Source organism: Paenibacillus sp. LS1 (assembly GCF_026013365.1).
GTDB lineage: Bacteria > Bacillota > Bacilli > Paenibacillales > Paenibacillaceae > Paenibacillus.
Genome location: NZ_JAPDOE010000001.1, coordinates 477,610 through 496,325, shown reverse-complemented (window position 1 = coordinate 496,325; position 18,716 = coordinate 477,610). Strand labels below are relative to the sequence as shown.

General features: G+C 42.7%; 14 protein-coding genes. 4 read left to right on the top strand and 10 right to left on the bottom strand.

Going from position 1 to position 18,716, the window contains the following annotated elements; genetic code table 11:
- Window positions 1-14: 14 nt before the first annotated feature.
- The 6 genes from OM416_RS02055 to OM416_RS02030 form a co-directional block, all read right to left on the bottom strand.
- Complete coding sequence (locus OM416_RS02055; RefSeq protein WP_264926528.1) at window positions 15-2,231, bottom strand: FAD-dependent oxidoreductase; 2,217 nt, start codon at window positions 2,229-2,231, stop codon at window positions 15-17.
- A 111-nt stretch (window positions 2,232-2,342) separates the two neighbouring features.
- Window positions 2,343-3,953, bottom strand: coding sequence for a response regulator (locus tag OM416_RS02050; protein WP_264926526.1), 1,611 nt, complete (start codon window positions 3,951-3,953; stop codon window positions 2,343-2,345).
- On the bottom strand, window positions 3,953-5,692 hold the full coding sequence (locus OM416_RS02045; RefSeq protein WP_264926524.1) for a histidine kinase: 1,740 nt from the start codon (window positions 5,690-5,692) through the stop codon (window positions 3,953-3,955). The genes OM416_RS02050 and OM416_RS02045 overlap by 1 nt, the downstream gene beginning before the upstream one ends.
- A 92-nt stretch (window positions 5,693-5,784) precedes the next feature.
- Window positions 5,785-7,371, bottom strand: a complete 1,587-nt coding sequence (locus OM416_RS02040; RefSeq protein ID WP_264926522.1) for an extracellular solute-binding protein — start codon at window positions 7,369-7,371, stop codon at window positions 5,785-5,787.
- 65 nt (window positions 7,372-7,436) lie between these two features.
- On the bottom strand, window positions 7,437-8,306 hold the full coding sequence (locus OM416_RS02035) for a carbohydrate ABC transporter permease (RefSeq protein WP_091030152.1): 870 nt from the start codon (window positions 8,304-8,306) through the stop codon (window positions 7,437-7,439).
- Window positions 8,307-8,319: 13 nt separating this feature from the next.
- Window positions 8,320-9,267 (bottom strand): ABC transporter permease, encoded by a 948-nt coding sequence (locus OM416_RS02030; protein WP_074095193.1) that lies wholly within the window; start codon window positions 9,265-9,267, stop codon window positions 8,320-8,322.
- Between the two features lie 97 nt (window positions 9,268-9,364).
- Between OM416_RS02030 and OM416_RS31875 the strand changes: the two genes are divergently transcribed.
- Window positions 9,365-9,466, top strand: a complete 102-nt coding sequence (locus OM416_RS31875) for an IS3 family transposase (protein WP_413775740.1) — start codon at window positions 9,365-9,367, stop codon at window positions 9,464-9,466.
- Between the two features lie 10 nt (window positions 9,467-9,476).
- Here OM416_RS31875 and OM416_RS02025 read toward each other — a convergent pair whose 3' ends face one another.
- On the bottom strand, window positions 9,477-10,259 hold the full coding sequence (locus OM416_RS02025; RefSeq protein WP_264926517.1) for an SDR family NAD(P)-dependent oxidoreductase: 783 nt from the start codon (window positions 10,257-10,259) through the stop codon (window positions 9,477-9,479).
- A gap of 181 nt (window positions 10,260-10,440) precedes the next feature.
- Window positions 10,441-12,666, bottom strand: a complete 2,226-nt coding sequence (locus OM416_RS02020) for a stalk domain-containing protein (protein ID WP_264926515.1) — start codon at window positions 12,664-12,666, stop codon at window positions 10,441-10,443.
- Window positions 12,667-12,834: 168 nt separating this feature from the next.
- Between OM416_RS02020 and OM416_RS02015 the strand changes: the two genes are divergently transcribed.
- The 3 genes from OM416_RS02015 to OM416_RS02005 are packed head-to-tail and all read left to right on the top strand — an operon-like array spanning window position 12,835 to window position 16,494.
- A complete protein-coding gene (locus OM416_RS02015) occupies window positions 12,835-14,298 on the top strand; it encodes a spore germination protein (RefSeq protein ID WP_264926513.1) in 1,464 nt (487 codons plus the stop codon).
- Window positions 14,291-15,379 carry a GerAB/ArcD/ProY family transporter gene (locus OM416_RS02010; RefSeq protein ID WP_264926511.1) on the top strand — a complete coding sequence of 363 codons (1,089 nt, stop codon included), beginning with the start codon at window positions 14,291-14,293 and terminating at the stop codon, window positions 15,377-15,379. Before OM416_RS02015 ends, OM416_RS02010 begins: the two co-directional genes overlap by 8 nt.
- Complete coding sequence (locus OM416_RS02005; protein WP_264926509.1) at window positions 15,376-16,494, top strand: Ger(x)C family spore germination protein; 1,119 nt, start codon at window positions 15,376-15,378, stop codon at window positions 16,492-16,494. The genes OM416_RS02010 and OM416_RS02005 overlap by 4 nt, the downstream gene beginning before the upstream one ends.
- Window positions 16,495-16,656: 162 nt before the next feature.
- On the opposite strand, the gene cls is transcribed toward OM416_RS02005, so the two are convergent.
- Both cls and OM416_RS01995 read right to left on the bottom strand, forming a co-directional pair.
- Window positions 16,657-18,096, bottom strand: coding sequence for a cardiolipin synthase (gene cls / locus OM416_RS02000; RefSeq protein WP_264926506.1), 1,440 nt, complete (start codon window positions 18,094-18,096; stop codon window positions 16,657-16,659).
- Between the two features lie 125 nt (window positions 18,097-18,221).
- Complete coding sequence (locus tag OM416_RS01995) at window positions 18,222-18,707, bottom strand: MarR family winged helix-turn-helix transcriptional regulator (RefSeq protein WP_264926504.1); 486 nt, start codon at window positions 18,705-18,707, stop codon at window positions 18,222-18,224.
- Window positions 18,708-18,716 lie beyond the last annotated feature (9 nt).

The following is an 18,716-nucleotide window of genomic DNA, read 5'->3' as shown; positions in this document are numbered from 1 at the left end:
GACTTCACCCGACCTCACTTAGCGTTTTTAGGAGCAAAAAATTTTACAGCAAACACTTCATAATAAGGCGAACCATACGTTGCACAAAAATCAAACCGGATTTGGGTTACACCTTGTGCATGCACCTGATGTTTATTCAACGAAAGATAATTCCCACGGACTTTAATTTCACTCTTGGTTCCGTCTTCCAAGGTTAAAGTCACATCATAATCTTGGATCAGTGGCTCGATCGGATCGTCGAAATGCTCCAAATTCAGTTGTGAATTGAAAACAAGATGGATTTCATCCAGATTTTTAGGGCTTGCAAAACCAAATTCCAACCATTCCTGTCCTTCTATACGTTCCGAAATCCAGCTGTTCGGCAAACCATAAGGTCTGGAAAAACCGTTGATGACATTTGCGGGATTATACATATCCTGGGATGGTATCAGGTCTTTGAAGCAAATGCTCTTATTAAGTTTCTTCAGCCTGGATGGCTCTTCCGGCTTATAAAGGAAGCTCACCGCTCCAGTCATTTTCTCCTCATTGCTGTGCACAGTAAGGCCCGCCGTACCTTCCAATACGATGTAGATTTTGTCATCTTCTGGCTTCTTGCAGCTGAGGTCCAGTGTAATCCAGTCATCGTGACCCGCTGAAATCACTAAGTTGTAGCCCTTCAGCTCGCTGGTGGGAATATAGTTTTCCTTCCGATCCCCGCCATACAGCTTCACTTGCAGCATTTCCGAATGCTCGGATCTATTTTTAATTTTGATCTGCACACTCTCAACCACAGATGTCTTAATCGGCAAGACCAAACATAACGCTTTCTCCAAGGAGATCTCTTCGGTTGGATAAAGTTGTTCATAGCTTCGCTGAGACGAGGCACGAATCGTTAATCCGTCAGCGAAATAAGGTTCTAACGGCTCTTGAAGCCCTACAATTGTTTGCCCGTCTCGAAGCAGCTGCGCCTGAAGTTCACCCATATGGGCTTTGACTATGTCCGCAGGGCCTGTATCATATTTTACGCATAACGCAGCAGCCGTTCCTACCGCCTGCCCCATACAACCACAAGTTGACATGACCCTTGTAGACCCAAAAGCAACATGGGTAGCACTTATATTACGGCCAGCGAACATGAGATTAGCAATATTGCGTGAAAATAAGCTACGAAAAGGGATATTATACAATCCCGGCACAAAGTTCCACGCGGTAGCTGGCCCTTCATCGTAGATGCCTTTATTCGCATGCAGATCCATATACCACCCTCCGACAGATACCGCATCTTCGAAATGAGGCTTTACTGTAAGATCGTTCTGAGACAGCATGTGTTCCCCTATAAACCGTCTCGACTCCCGTTTTCCCGGAATCGGGCATACATAATCCAGGATGAGATTGTCTACATCATCGAACTCACCGCTATTTTTGATATAATCCCAGATCCCGTACACCAATTTCCGCAGTTCCAATGCGATGTCTTCATTATTCTTGATAATGTCCATATGTCCGCCGTATTCAAGCCACCACAATCCGCCAAGCCCGTTGATTTTCCTTGGAAAAGACCGATGGTTTAATCCTTTTCTGATACTATCGAAAAACTCCAATTTCGTAATATCATACGCAAATCCAGGCCTTTTGTAAGGAACGGCATAGTCTACGTCACGGGCTTGAAACAGAATCGTATCGCCCATCGTGTAATGATCCGCCACTTCTGGAGCCAGCTCCTCCTGGTACTCATGCTTCGCCTCTCTTCCCCATCGGAAGTGAGCACCTGCTTGGTATCCAACAATTCCATCACCGGAGCAATCGATATAGGTAGGGCTTTCAAAACGGAATTTTCTTTCGGAAGCCAATTGAAGGCCCTCCACCCATTGAATTCTGCCGTTCTCCATGCCTGTTTCATGCACGCATGTGTTCAGAAATAGAGAAATGTTGGGCTCATCATAAACCATGTCGAGCAAGACCGTATCCGATAGCGAAAGCATAAGCTTCTTGTTGTATAACGGATTATAATGAAAGATCTTCAGCTTGAGTTCTTCTACCAACCCGCCCTCGCGGGCATAATAGGATGGACTATTTCCGAGATATGCCGACCCGTTGATATGAACTCTGACCTCGCTGCTCGCATTTCCCCCAAGCACCGGCCGATCATTAATAAGTGAAACCTGCAGACCTTGGCGTGCGGCAGCAATGGCAGCACATATCCCGGCAATTCCTCCACCTACGACGGTTAAATCTGCTTTCATAAGTTCCATTTGGATAACCTCCATGATTAGATGCTACTATCATGGTAATGGTTTTGGCCCCTTTTTTTTTACAGGATTTCGCGAAAAAATCATACATTTTTTGCATCCTTATTTGAATTCCTACCGTGTCATTTTTATCCGATATTGCTTAGGTGTATCCCCCGTATATTCTTTAAACAGTTTGCAAAAATACCCTTCATTGACGATACCTACTTCTTCGCACAATTCCAATAAAGAATAATCCCGGACGTTTAACAACTCGAGAGCAAGATGGATTTTTTTACGGTTGATGTAGCTGATCACGCCTTCGTTCATTGTTTTTTTGAATAAGCTGCTAAAATACGATGGCGCTAGATTCACTTCCTCCGCAATTGCCTCCAACGTTAAACGTTGTTTCAAGTTTGTCTCTATAAAATGCATAGCACTCATAATTTCTGCACGATGTAACAGTTGGCCCGCATGCACGTATTGGAATGTGAAGTCGCCAATATAGGCGAGCTGCTCCTGAAAAGCCATAAATTCCATGGGGAAGTCTGGAACTTCCGTGGCCATCTTATTCCCCGATTTAAATTTCACGGTAATGTCTCTGTACAAGTCTCTAATCATTGGCGCCATGATAGACTTGTGGATTTTATGGTCCGTAACAAATTGCGACAGATCAGCAAGTGCATTGTCCAGCTCTTCCTTAGAAACCTTTCGTTTTAGCCGTATAAGAAAATCAGCCAGCTTCTGCTGAAAGTCTGCTTTTTTGTCATTATGGTATTGGAACCGATGCATCGGTGTTTTCACGACTTTCTCGGTATGATAATAGAAGTCCTCACTCACATTTTTAGCTTCCGTGTATGCCTGTTTGATCGATTCCCAGCCTCGATGTGGACCACCAAAAGCGACAGACACCCTTTTATTCAAATAATGATGCAAATGAGAGATGATCTGCCCTCCCAAGGATAGGCAAGCATATTCCGTTTCCATATCACTGCGGTTATTTTCCCAGGATAAAAAGCCAATAAAACGATTATCGGACAGATCCGCAGCTACCCCACTACTACCATTCATCACCGTTTCTTCGATGATATTGGTAATCGCATACTTCAAGATGTTTTGATCTGCAGCCGCGTATTCGTTTCGGAAACTTTCATACGTATTCATTTCAACGATGAAGCAGCAATAGTTCGCTTGAAAGAAATGAAACTGCATGCGATTGGCAAAATCCGATGCCCGATGAGAAGGAATTTCACCTCGGATCAATTCGTTAAAAAATTGCTTGCGGACTCTGTATTTATTTTCAAGCACGGATACGTTTAACGAGTGAAATTCCGCTTCTTTTTTCTCAAACTCATTTAAAATTCCGGCTGCCTTATCCAACGCTCGATTCAAATCGGCTTCCCTCAGTGGAACCTTTACAATGTACTCCAATGCGTTGGCTTGAATCGCTCGCTGAGCGTATTCGAAGGATGAATAGGCGGTCAGCAGTATGTATTGGGTATGGGGGAGCTCTGCCTTTAGCTGCTCAATCATGGAGATGCCATCCATTCGCGGCATTACGATATCGGATATGACGATATCCGGCTTAAGTTTTATGATCTCCTCGATCCCATTCAGCCCATTATTCGCTTTTCCCACCAGAACAAATCGTCGATCCCTATGAGAGAGCTCATTAAAAAACAATTCCAATCGTTGAATGATCAGGTCTTCATCGTCAACAATGAAGCAGGTATAGTCTCTCCCCATTATGCATCTCCTTTTTGCAATTCTGCCGGGAATAAGGCGCGTATACGGGTTATTTCCTTAGGTATGCTAATAATATCCAGTCCGAATGGATCTCCGTAGTGAAGTCTTATTCGACCCTGAATATTATTCAGCCCGATTCTTTTTCTTTTCACTTCCTCTTCACTCGGTTCTGAGGTTAAAATATGCTTTATTTTATCGGCCGGAATTCCCTCACCTTGGTCAACAACTTCGATGATGACGCTGCCACCCTCCCTGTAGGCATGAATCGTAATAGGGCCCTCAATTCCCCCGCCGTTGTAACCATGGAAGATACTATTCTCCACAAGAGGCTGCAGCAGCATTCGGAAAACCGGAAAATCCATCAACCCTGCTTCGATATCTTCAATCAGATTGAAGTTTCGGTTATACCGAATGTTCTGGATCTCGATATAGTCCGCTACATTGCGTAGTTCCTGACGTAGGGAAACCTTCTCTGAAGCGTCATCTATCCCGTATTCCAATAATGAAATAAGCGACCCGATCACCACATCTACTTTCTCTATTTGTCCGAGACGTATCACATTGCTGATCGAACCAAGTGTGTTATACAGAAAATGTGGGTTAATTTGAGACTGTAACACCTGGATTTCCAACTTCCGCTCAAGCTCATTATGAAGCTCGGCCCGGCGAATCAGTTCCACAATTTGCTGTAACATACGATCGAATGCTCGTGAAAGATCTCCAAACTCATCGTTTCGGTTAATGGTTATTTTCGTTGTGAGGATGCCTTGCTCTACCTGTTTCATTTTTGTTTTGAGCGTATAGAGTGGTTTCCTGATATATTTAGCAACCAATAAAGAAATGAACAAACTTAAGAGAAGACCTGCAGCAAGAAGCTCAATATAATAGATTTCCAATCTGGACAATGCTGCTTTCAAGCGTGATTCATCATTGATCGAGATAATAGTCCAGTTGAATTTCTCCGTTGGTTTTTTCAAAAGGGAAACCGGAATGCCATCCTTGGTATTCAGTTGAAAGCTTGTTTCTGCCGTATCCAGAATTTCTTCCGCTGACGTCTCGCCGATCGAAAAAGAATGATCTTGAATATTCAGAGGTCCTTTATTCTCAGAAAAGCCGGCAATGATTTTACCTGACTGGGTGATCAGAGCCAGATTCATTTGTTCCTGTTTATTAATCTTGAACAAGGTTTCTTCGATGGCATTTAGATCCAAATCAACCGCAATGGCCATAGGAAACGGAGCACCGTTCAGATATCGAACCATCGTAACGGTCCAGCCGGAATACTTCGATTTGTAAGGTTCACTAACAAAGGTAGCCCTTCTATTCTTATCAGCCGCATCAAATAAAGGTTCTCTTTCAGATAAAGGTTCATCGAATATTCGGGTAGGTGTACTTCCGCCTATAATGGATAAATCACTCTTGATCAAATAAATATTACTGACGTAAGTACTGTTGAGTTCATAGAGCTCTCTTAATTGCTTTTTAATCACTTCGGTATTGTTAATGTTTGCCTTAACCGAAGTTTCGACCGAGAAGAGGATCGTTTGGAAGGAGGAAAAATTAACGGTGAAATACTGGTCTACCTTGTCAAGGATTTGATTGGTGTAAAAAATGTCATTGTTTCTTATTTCCTTTTGCACATAGCGATAAGACAATTGGCTTATCAAGATGATGCAGCTTAATACAAAGGCAAACACGATAAAAAATAATTTTAAAGGCAAGCTGATTCTTCTTCGCATCCATCATCTTCCTTTTAGTTCCGTTTTAAACTAAGAATAGCATATGCTAATAAAGAGAGGGGCTACGAATAGCCACTCTCTCTTCGTTTATTTTACTTGATAAGACCGGCTTCTTTAAATTGCTGGATTGCTGTTTCCTTATATTTCTGCATGTCAAACTTGGTATCTAACGTTTGGAGGAAATTGTCCCAGTTGGAAAGAGGCTCTTTGCCCGTCATAAATTTAACTAAGCTTTCATTAATGAAACGTGTGCGGTCAGCATCCAAGGTATCGCTTGGGTCTGGGGTCAATAAATTTCCGGGCAACGTTGGCCCCACATATTGCTGATTGTTTTTGAAAGCTTCCGCTGTCTTCGGATTCTGGAAACTGAAGTACTCCGCATCATCACCACGGCGTGGCATTCTATAATGATCAACCCACAGGTACTTCTCTTTCATTTCCTTCGATAACTCTGAGGTTTTATTTTTGATCTTGCCGTCTACAACATCCCAATGAATCCCTTTGATTCCGTATGCAAAGTTCGGATAGGCTTCTTCGTCCGTAAAGAGATAATTTAGCATGGACAAGATCCGAATAATTTTGTCCTCGTCCGCTTTTGCGGATATGGCCCATGAATTGCCCTGGAATGATTTTCTCTCTACAATCTGATCCCCGTAAGGACCTTTCATCGGAGGAATAACGATCCATTCGGGCACCTCTCCACTAATTTCTTTCATTTTCTGTTGATAATCCGGTTCCAGTCTACGAGCATCTCTGATCATGAAGCCAACTTTACCCTTAAACATCTTTTGGTCCAACAAATCAGGTGAATTCATCGTCACCCAGTCCGGGTCAACAACCTTGGCTGCCATCATTTTATTAATGTAAGCAAGCGCTTCTTTCATTTTGGGATCGATAAACAGAAATACCGGTTCATTATCTTTTATCTCAACGGCCGAAGGAGGATTTACACCAAACATCCACATCAAGCTATCAAAGCCGTAGGTTTGCAGATTGCCTTCTTTATTCATACCGCCGATGAATCCGTACGTATCGTTTTTGCCATTCCCGTCCGGGTCTTTCTCTGTAAAGGCTTTCATAACTTCGAACAACTCATCAGGTGTCGTTGGTACCTCCATATTCAGCTTTTTCAGCCAATCGTTGCGGATGAAGAAGCTGCGACTGATACCGTTTACATTATCATAGCCTGGAACTCCAATCGTTTTCCCCTGGTAGGACATGGCCTCCCATGAGTCGTTGCCAAACCGTTTCTGTAGTTCAGGAAACTGATCCAAATACGGTGTCAAATCCGCAAGAACACCTTGGTCGTAATATTGCGCGAGATCAGCACGGCTCTTCAAGAAGATTAAGTCTGGAATATCCCCGCCTGCAATGAGTGTATTCAGTTTGGTTGTTGCTTGACCCGCTTGAGGAATCATCATCTCCAAGTCGATATTCATCTCTTCTTCCAACATTTGGCGTTGAATATCTTCATCACGTGGAGGTACCGGAGCAGCAGCGTTAAAAGTGCCTTGGTTAAACATTGAGATCTTCATTTTGGTTGCAAACTGACCAGACTGGCCTTGCGAATTATTCGAAGTTGTCGATGTAACTTCTTCATTTCCCCCACATCCTGACAAAAGCGTTCCAAGTCCTAAGATTGCCGACAGAATAGCAAATGAAATCTTTTTACGCTGCATATTGACCTCTCCTTTGCTTGTATATTATCACGGTTTCCCCGTAATAAGTTAGGTTGGAACAACTTTTAACCTTTAACGGATCCCAGGAGCACACCTTTGGTAAAATGCTTTTGCAAAAATGGATAAACGATCAAAATCGGGACCGTAGTCACGACAACTGTAGCCATTTGCACAGCGAACGTACTGACAGCCCCGGAATTGGCGAGGGAATCAGCGCTTTGAGTTGCGACGTTAAGCAGGATGTTGCGCAAAATCACTTGAAGTGGCATGTAGTTGGAATCATTGATATATACAATGGCATCAAAATAACTGTTCCAATGCCCAACTGCGTAAAATAAAGAAATGGTGGACAGGACGGGTAAGGACAAGGGTAAAATGATCCGCCATAACGTTTGAAGCTCACTTGCACCATCTACCCTAGCCGATTCCTCAATTTCACCAGGTAATTGCTCAAAAAAACCTTTGATGATCACCAGATTAAATGCACTAATGAGATTTGGAATGATCAATACCCAAGGACTGTTTAACAATCCCAGAGAGCGGATTAGCAAATATGTTGGAATTAACCCCCCACTGAACATCATGGTAAACACAATGAAGAGTAAAAACGGACTTCTTCCGGGCAAATATTTTTTGGATAACGGGTAGGCCGCGATTACGGTAAAAAACACATTTAACGCCGTGCCTACAATCGTTCGAAATAACGTAATTTTATACGCCTGCCAGATCCCATGTGAGATGAATACTTCTTTATAGGCCAGAAAGGTGAAGGATTCGGGTATAATCACAATTCCTCTTCTCAGTACTTCCGATTCAGGCGTCACGGAAACAGCAACCACATATAGGAAGGGCAGCACGCAAAGTAGCGATAAAAAAATAAGAATCACATAAACGACGGTTTGCCAGACTTTTTCCCCGATTGTCAAATGGATCATTCTAAAGACCACCTCACCAGATTTGCCCATCGAATTTTTTGGCGAGCTTATTCGCTGCCAATACTAAAGCAAATCCGATGACAGCTTTAAACAATCCTACAGCAGTAGCCAAGCCAATCTTAAGACGCTCCAACCCTTCCCGGTATACCCATGTGTCGATAATATCGATCTTTTCCTGGTTAAAGGTGTTGGCAAACATGAATATTTGGTCAAAACCCGCATCCAGGATATGGCTTAATTTAAGAATCAGCATCAGAATAATGACTCCTCGAATGCCGGGTAACGTGATATGCCAGAGCTGTCTCCATTTGGAAGCGCCATCCATTCTAGCCGCTTCATATAAGCTTGGATCTATTCCTGCTAAGGCTGCAAGGTACAAAATCGCCCCCCATCCAATATCCTTCCATACTTCAGATAAGATGATCAGCATTCTGCCCCAGGCAGGTTCCGTTAGAAACGAGATGGGTTCAACACCAAAATCTTTCAAAATCATGTTAAAGAGACCATCGCCTGGAGCTAGTAATGCTACCATAATTCCATAAACAATGACCCATGATAGAAAATGAGGTAAATAAGTGATTGTCTGTACGATTTTTTTAAACCATTGGCTATACACTTCATTGAGGAGTAAAGCAAGTACGATGGGAGCGGAGAAACCGAACAATAGCTTATACAACGATATGATGATCGTATTTTTCATGATGTCCCAGAAATAGACTCCGTTCATAAAATCCGTAAAATTTTTGAATCCCACCCATGGGCTATCCCATAGTCCCAGAGCCAGGTTGTAGTTTTTAAAAGCAATCATGATTCCCGCCATAGGAATGTATTTGAATACCGCAAAGTAAATTAAAGCTGGTAATAAGAGAGCATACATCACTTTGTGCTTTTGTATCGTCCTTATCCATGTCTTTCGCTTTTTGGAGATGGGAATGGCGTCCGCTGCCAATTTTGCTTGCATTTCATCACCTCGTCTTTGTTTGTATTTGTATAATAGCACCCGCCTATTGGATAAATTTCTGAGATATCAAGAATTTCTTATAAGATTTTAAGGAAGTGTGTCAGCGAGAGAATATATTCTGTTCTATAACCAGAACCGATTCCAGAAAAGACTAAACGGGCGTTCCCCGGTGGAATACCGGGAAACGCCCGCAGCTTAAATCGTTTTTTTTATAGTACAGAGGATTTACCGCCGTCTATGTTAACGGCAGTTCCTGTTACGTAGGAGGCTGCTCCTGACACGAGAAAAGCAATGACTTTTGCCGCCTCTTCGGTCTGACCTATTCGCTGAAGTGGAATGTCATGAATTGGGTCGGAAGCGAACTCCTCCCAACTTTTCTCTGGTGCTGAAGCCTGCCATTTCCGTTCAATCTGATCGCTACGAATCAGACCGATACACACCGCGTTAACACGAATATTGTCCTTGGCGAGGTCTTTGCTCATCGCCTTCGTAAGTGCAAGACCTGCAGCTCGGCTGACTGATGTTGGCAAAGATGACGCAGAGGGTGTCTTCCCAACAGTCGCCGTCACATTAAGGATAGAACCACCACCTCTTTGGCGCATATGAGAAACTGCCGCCTTAGAACTGTGGACTGCTCCTAACAATTTCAAATCCAGGTCAGCAGCCCAGCTTTCGGTACCGACCTCTTCAAACGGCCTAGCCGCAGAGGTTCCCGCATTGTTGACCAAGATATCCAGTCCACCGAAATGCTCTGCAGTCCGTTCCACCGCACCTCGTACCTCTGCTTCTACTGAAATATCTGCAGAAATGACTAGTGCATCTGTACCAGTAGCTTCTTTAATTCGTTGCGCCGCAGCTTGGAGCGCCTCTTTGTTGCGGGCAACGATTGCCACCTTTGCACCTTCCGCTGCTAAAATCACTGCTGTCTCTAGCCCGATCCCTTTGCTGCCGCCTGTAATTAGCGCTACTTTATCCTTTAATCCCAAATCCATTACGATTTCCTCCTCTTTCCTTCCGCGAACTTCGTTACTTAAAGCCATTCTTCAATCAATTCGATTAATTATTCAGCTTTCCTGCCGGTTAGCTTAACGAATTAGTTAGCGAAAACGGAAAAAGGCAACCGAATCATCCTGTTCGGTTGCCTTTGATTTAATTATAAAGCCTTATATACATTTACTTCTCCGATGGGAGCGGTGTAAAGAGCAGATTGACCGGCAGGTTGCTTCCTGGCGCGGCAGAGAAAAGAATCGTTACGCTCTCTCCAGTTAACCCTGTGCGGTAAAGAACACTTTGTTCACTTGAATTGCTAACCGCGACGTTACCTTCGGCAATCGCAACCAACTGATTATTTACCAGAGCTACTCCGGAGTACTTCCCACCACGAGGGTTAAAGGAGATAAGTGTACGCGGAGCGACATTATTCAACGTTATTTTGTACAATACGCCGAAATTACCCGCATTGGACGCGTCTGTGTAAGCCATAGGATCTGTTCCTACCAGATTGGGATCGCTTGAATTGTCGCCAAGTGGCAGACGTGCTGGCTTGGTTCCCACTTGTTGATCGTACGTTATGACGCGAGTCGCATTCGGGTACGTTCCACGGTTATGCACTCCGTCACGATCAAGCACAGGTAGCAATGGCAAAGCCTCGAACGGATCTTTATTTTCTTCCACCAGGATAACGTTATAGTCCAGAGAATAGTCACTATAAGCATCCGAATAGAGCGAGATGACTTGTCCTTCTTTCATCGGCGTTTTATTAAGTTCGGTCAAGATCAGTTTACTTTCTCCAGGTTGGAGGTACTCTTTCTTTTGATCAGCTCCGGTCTGAATCGACTTGAACCACTTATCAATAGACAATTTCCCAGCTACGGTAGCGTATGGTGTAGGTCCTGCAAAGCCCATATTTTGTTGTTCAAATACTGCCGGATTTGGGTTGTTATTGGTTGCAATTACATACATTTTCACTCTTTTGCCTGTATTGTTTACGTGGTGAATCATGAAACGGGTCTGCCCCGAAGATGATTCTTTATATACGATGCCTTCCGTATTTACGGTTTCCGGACTGTTGCTACGGATCAGCAAACTGGGCTCATCCATGTACGTATAAGGTACTTTTTCCATCGTAGTCACTTCGCCGCCGTTAAAGGTAAATTTCTGTCCTACCGGCGTGAACAGTAGATTGAAATCGGTAAATGAATATAAGGTCTCATTCGTTATGGTGATGACTTTGGAGTACGTGTTTGTAGCGCCGTGATTGTCAGTAACCGTAAGTGTCACCGTTTTTGGACCTGGTTCAAAGAAAGCAAGTGAATTGTTCTCCCATGCCGCTTTAACAATATTATTTTCATCATCTGTACTTTGATCTGTGTATGTTATTTTTTCGCCCATTTTATATTGTTCTTTATCCGTAGAGAACATGGCTACAGGAGGAAGATTAGGAGTCAAAACTTCAATCGTAGTTGAATAGGGATCGCTCCATTGACCGTTGGAATCCTGAACCTGATATGAAATTGTATATGTACCTGCTTGATCAAATGATTCCTGACGACCAGTCCAGCGTTCGTCAACGATATCCAGTGCATTTGGAGAACTGGAAGAAGTCACATAGTCCACTTTATCACCCGCAAAGATTTCTTTTTGGGTAATCGTAAAGCTTGCAACAGGTTTCGTATTGAGATTCAGCACAACCGTCTTAGCTGGCTGATTCACTTTATAGGTGATGTTCAGAGCTTGAGTAATTGAAGTTAGCGGCACCATGAACGTATTCTTTTGCTGATAAGCAGGGCCTTTCATCGTTCTGGTCTCTCCATTGACGGTATAGTCCTTGCTGTTTGTAGTGAATCGAAGCTCATTGTCACCGCTGATAATGATGGTTTCCTTGGTTTTGTTATCATATTTGACGCCATATCCCACACGGTCTACCAATGCACGAATCGCAACATAGGATACACCGTTTTTCACTGTCATGGGCTGACCAGCAAGATATGTTTTTCCATCCTGCTCCATTTTGTTGCTATTCATGTACAACGTTAGGTTTCCGCCCGAACCTACTGGAGACTTCCCATCAACGGATGGTTGCTCTACTTGAGCAGGCGTAGCTGGCGTTTCAACCTCCTCTGTGCTTCCATCCTGAGTGGCAGAATCCGCGGGTTTCTCCACCTCAGTTTTCGTTTCATCAGAGGTCGGAGTATTGAGCGATGCATTAGTGCTCTCCGTCTTCACTTCACGCTCTGCAATCGGTTGCACTTCCTTTAGCACCTCAACCGATTCTACGTTGGCTGTGTTTACTGATGCTGTGTCACTTTGCGGTGTTGACTGCGCACTTACAGAACCGACTGCAAATGCTTGAAAAACGGCTAAAGCGGTAAAAATGGACAATTTCTTCTTCATATTCATGCGTTGTCTTTGGCTCCTTCTGCTCTCTAGTAATTTTATCCCCTCAAAAAGTCATAGTATTAGACGCTAGATTTAGGAAAAAGTTTCTAATTCAATTGTGAGTTATTGAATAATAGTCTAGATTTTGCACAAAATAATCCATGTCGCATTTTGAAACGAGGTGGATATATGACTCCAACCAATCATGCATGCTCTGAATTACAAATGAATATTTCTTATGTGGAGCAGTCACTCTATTGTACTGACGATTTGAAACAACAACCACTTCTATTCAATGGTGTACAGAGTGTGCTTCTCTACATCGATTCTCTTGTAGATCAGGAGATCATTCAGACACATGTCTTAACAGCACTGAATAACCAAGCTCATTCGGAAATCTATCCATCGTTCACCACATTAGAAAGTCGAAAAGATACTGATCTGCAAAGCGGAATAGACTCACTCATTCAAGGAAAATGTCTTTACATACTCGACGGATACCCGGAGTTTTATATTCTTTCTACCGAGAAAACGTATGCCCGTAGCACAACCGAACCGGAAAACGAAGGTGTTATTCGAGGGCCGCACAATGGATTCATCGAGCAGCTTTCCGTTAATTTGAATCTGATCCGCAGACAAATTATCAGTCCATCCTTAATCGTTCGATATTTTAACGTCGGTGAGAAGACGCATACCAAAATCGCAGTTGTATACCTTCAAGATTTGGCCAATCCGGAGTTGGTGAACGAGGTGAAAGAGCGAATTACATCCATATCCTCAGATATGGTCCTGGCTCCAGGCTTTATTGAAGAGTTTGTCGAGGATAATCCCTTCTCTCTGTTCCCCCAGCAGCTGAGTACAGAGAGACCTGACAGGGTTATTGCCAACTTGATGGAGGGACGCGTCGCCATACTTGCCGAAGGAAGTCCCTCTGCTCTTATCGCTCCAGTTACGTTTTTTGCTTTTTATCAAAGCCCGGATGATTATCATGGTCGCTGGATTGTCAGTTCGTTTTTACGGTTAATTCGCATGATGAGTTTTGTTATTGCTTTTACATTACCTGCTGTTTATATAGCAACCATCTCCTTTCACTCCGCTATTTTACCGATCGAGCTGGCACACACCATTAAAAAATCATTGCAAAGCATCCCCTTTCCTGCTCTTGTAGAGGCCATGTTGCTTGAACTGATCTTTGAAGTATTAAGAGAAGCCGGGGTCCGACTTCCCAGCCGAGTGGGCCAGACCATCGGCATCGTTGGCGGTTTGGTTATCGGAGATGCCATTGTTCGTGCAGGGCTTGTATCCTATACGATGATTATTGTAGTATCACTAACTGCCATCTCGTCATTTTTGGTACCTTCGCATGAGATGAGTTCAGCAGTACGTATCCTCCGTTTTCCAATGATGATTGGAGCGGCGCTTTTTGGATATATCGGCATCGCATTTGGTCTGGTGATTCTAACGATTCACCTCTGTAAGCTGGAAAACTTCGGATCGTCTTATTTTGCTCCAGTCGCCCCTTTCCGATTAAAGGACATGAAGGATGTATGGATCCGCTTTCCCATCTGGGCGCTTCGTCAGCGTCCTCATGATGCCCGTCCGCAGCAGTTGAATCAACAGAAGTTCTCTAGGAGTTGGAAAAAACGTGAATAAGGAAACTACGATCACTCGGGGACAATTGTTCTTTCTCATCCTCAAATTCGAAATCGGTGTAGATATTTTGTCCCTCCCATACCGGATACACCTTCTGTCCAAGGGCGGTGGTTGGATTTCCGTTTTCCTTGGAGGATTCCTGATTCAACTTGTCATACTGCTGTGCTGGCTTTTGATGCGACGATTCCCTAGTTCTTCCATTTACCAAATTGTAACGCTGATTACAGGGAAGTGGATTGGGAAGATACTGATTATTGCTTACATCGGATATTTCCTGTTAATGGGCACTTCTGTCCTGGTGAACGCCTACGGTGTAATTAATCGCTGGATGCTACAGGATACTCCACGGTGGGCTATACTAGCCCTTTTTTTGTTTAGCAGCATCTATTTGGTTCGTCAAAAATTGCGAGTTATTGCCCGCGTGCTTGTACTTATTTCTTTTTTGGTCTTACCCATGATGGTATTGATCAGTTACGGACTCAAGGAAATAAATCTGTTATATCTTTTGCCTATGACTGAAGCAGGTTGGCCCAATATCATTAGTGGATCAACTGAAACATTAATGGCTATGTTCGGATTTGAATTTTTTCTCGTTGTGTTTCCCATGGTTGAAGGTAACAGCGGTGGTAAACTTAAGTCCGTTGCTTCTGCAAGTGCTGTAGTCGTATTGTTGTATGCATTTACTGTGTTTATCTGTTCAACGGCTTTCAGTCCCCAGCAAGTTGACTTAATGCCTGAACCTGTCATTTATTTGCTCCGCTCTATCCCACTCGGGACAATGGATCGGGCCGATTTCCTGTTCCTTCCCATCTGGTTAATTTCAATTTTTGGGGCCATTTGTGGCTACTACTATACGGCATCCTATGGTATAAGTTACCTCTTCAAACAAAAACACCATAAAAAAGCCGTGCCTTATGTCGTTCTTGCTTCTTGCGTAATTGCCTATCTGCCACAACAGAAGGAAAACCTTGAGTTGATTAGTACGATTGCCAATAGATCGGCTTACTTTTTTCTCATGATTTTACCTCTATTGCTACTGGTTCTGTCTTATATATTGAAACGAAAAGAGAAGATGATATGAGCAAACAAGGAATAGCTCTTGGTATGCTGATCCTGCTCATGGTGGTAACGGGTTGCTGGGATCAGGATAGTCTAAAAGATGCAAGACTGGCTAATGCTTCAGCGTATGATATCACCTCAGAAGGTGAAATTAAACAGACGCTTGAAATTGTCGATGATTTTGAGAGTCAACAAGGGAGCGTTAATGAAGTCCATTCAGGTACCGGGAGATCCGTTCGTCAAAGCACAGATAGAATCCGCGCTAAAGTGACTGGCGATATTCGTTTCTTCAAATATGGGATGATCTTATACGGGAACAAACTTGCACAAAATGACATTTATCCTTACTTAGATGTCTTATATCGGGAACCCGATTACCCGACCTCGCATGTGAAAATTGGGATTGTCGATGGCGATGCCGGAGAGTTGTTACACCAGAAAAGAGTTGGCAGCATATTAATTGGTGAGTTTATTACGAAAAAAATTAAGAGTCTGGAGGAATTATGCATTTTTCCTGAAATGACGTTAGAGACTCTTCTCCCTCCCATGCTGGATCCGGGACAGGATTTTACGCTACCATACCTCTATAAGGATGGAGAAGAAATTGATGCTCGGGGAATCGCCCTGTTTCATGGGCAAAGATTCAGTGGGAGTCTCAATACCGAACAGGCGCCTCTATACATTATTATGAGTGGTAAATGGAATAAAGCGGCACGTTTTGTCAAAAAGATTCATTCTGGCCCTTCCAACAATCCACGGAACTATGTCACTTACGAAGCGAATACCGAACAGATTAAGCGCAAACTCGCTGTAAAAGTGGCTGATGACAGTCAGATTGATGTAAATCTTCATATTGAACTTCCTGTAACTATTGTTGAGTATGCAATGAACCATCTGCAGGAAAAGGAGACGATTGATCGTCTGAACCGTAAGCTATCCGATGACATGACTCAGGACGCAGAACAAATTATCAAAACACTTCAGCAAAGTGGGTGTGATTCCTTCGGGATTGGCAGACATTTAATTGCCCATTACCCTGACTTGTGGAAAAGCCTTGACTGGAATAAACAATATGCTCAAGTTCGTTTTCACCCAGAAGTAAAGGTTAAAATAGTCGGCAGCGGTGTTTTAAATTAATTACATGCTGTCGTGTAATTGGAAAAGCTCTCTTCCATTTGGAAGAGAGCTTTTAACTGTTGACTTAAAAAGAAAGATTTGATAATACTCTAGTCGTTAAGAAGCACTTCAGTAAAAGTTTTATCGTGCCTGGTTGAGTATAACATCGGCAGTGAAGCTGAGCTATAAAATAGGTGAAAGAAGACGTGATATTCCTTCTTTAAACTTGATAATAAGGGACCTATTTTTATAACGATCAGAAGTAAGCTCTGAACTTAACTGGCTATCTTGATGAAACAATTCTTGAAGTTGTTTCGCAACTCGCTCATCATATACAATTGCATTCACTTCAAAATTCAACCTAAAGCTCCGGGAATCAATATTCATCGTGCCTACTGAAGCGACTTCTTCGTCAACTACAATGGTCTTTGCGTGTAAAAAACCATTGTCATATAACAGAATCTTCGCGCCATAGTCCAATAATTCACCAGCATACGCCCAAGTTGCCCAATATACAAACGGGTGATCGGGCTTATTGGGAATCATAATGCGCAGATCCACCCCGGATAGGAGAGCGATTTTACATGCATCCATAAACGTGCTGTCAGGAATAAAGTAAGGCGTTTGAATATACACACTCTTTTTAGCATTTACTATAAGCTTAATGTACATATTCTTCAGGTGTTCTACCTGTGAGTTAGGACCACTAGACACAATCTGAACTGGACTTGAACCGCCAAGCTTGACTGTGTTGAAGGAGAATTGTTCGTAACTTACTTGACCGGATTTGCTGGCGTGTTTCCAATCCAAAATAAACCTACCTTGAATATGATTAACGGCATCTCCGTGCATTTTAAAATGTGTATCACGCCAGTATCCAAACTTTTTATCCATGCCTAGATACTCATTTCCCAGATTAAATCCGCCGATATAAGCAATCTCTCCATCAATGATACAAAGTTTGCGATGATTTCGATTGTTCATGCGGAAATTTAAAGGCCTAATCAGTGATGGGAAAAAGACCTCCACTTCTCCACCGGCAGAGATCAGTTCTCTGAAAAATTTCAGTGAAAGTTTCTTTGAACCAATTTCGTCATAGAGAACTCGCACTTTTACGCCTTCTTTAGCTTTAATGGTTAATTCATCTCGTAATTTCTTCCCTAAGGAATCCGGTTGTATAATGTAATATTGGATGTTAATCTCTTTCTTGGCATGCTTGATATCAGCAAATAAAGAATCAAATTTCTCTTGTCCATCATCGAAGATGAATATCTCATTGTCATTGGTTAGGATTGCATTGGATGAAGTGAGATTCAATTGAATCAGATCAGCATATTTCATGAGCAGGGGGTTGCTTTCCTTACGTTGCTCCTTCAATGTCACTATTTGGTTCTCGACAATTAACTTGAGTGAACTTCTCTCTTCAGCTGAAAGTCCGTAGAAATTTTTCTTTTTGAGGTTACGGCCCAGAAAGAGATAAACGATAAAACCTAAAATAGGAATGAAGTAAAAAATCATGAGCCAGGCCCAGGTATAACCGATGTCTCTCCTTTCAAAAAACAAAAATACCGCTGAGAGTAATATGTTCATAATCATAACGAGCGAAAGTATCAGCGTAACCATACTGCCATATCTCCTGCCTTCCATTGACTTTATGTATATAAAAAAAGTTTGTAAGCATAGCCAATAAAGACTGGAATCATCTTATAATCCAGAACTATATAGTACTATGTTCGTGACTTTAAAAGTCAAATTTCATACGAAGAGTCAATGTTAGACACCATTTTCTTCACCAAATTTATAAAAATTGATTTTTCCTCTTCTGTGAGTCCCTCTGTAGTCATTGCTTCAAGTTTGCTCCATGCAGTTAAAACATGAATTTTCAAATCATGACCTGCCGGTGCAAGTGAAACGATGGTCACACGCTTATCTTCTTCTGATCGGCTCCGACTAACTAGACCTGATTCCTCGAGTCTTCGCACGGATTTCGCAACTGTTGAATGGTCGAGACGTAATATTTTCCCCAATGAAATCTGAGACTGGTGATCTTCCTCCCATAGCTGCATTAACATAAGTTCTTGTCCAGGAAATAAACCGATCTCCCGAAGTAAACTGGCTGCTACAGCACGGTGAGAACGCATAATGGCCAAAATCGCAAAATTTATAGGATAATCGAGCGATTTAAATACCTCTTGAATCTCGTGAGGTGCTGGCATCTTTTTATCTTTACTCATTTGTGCACT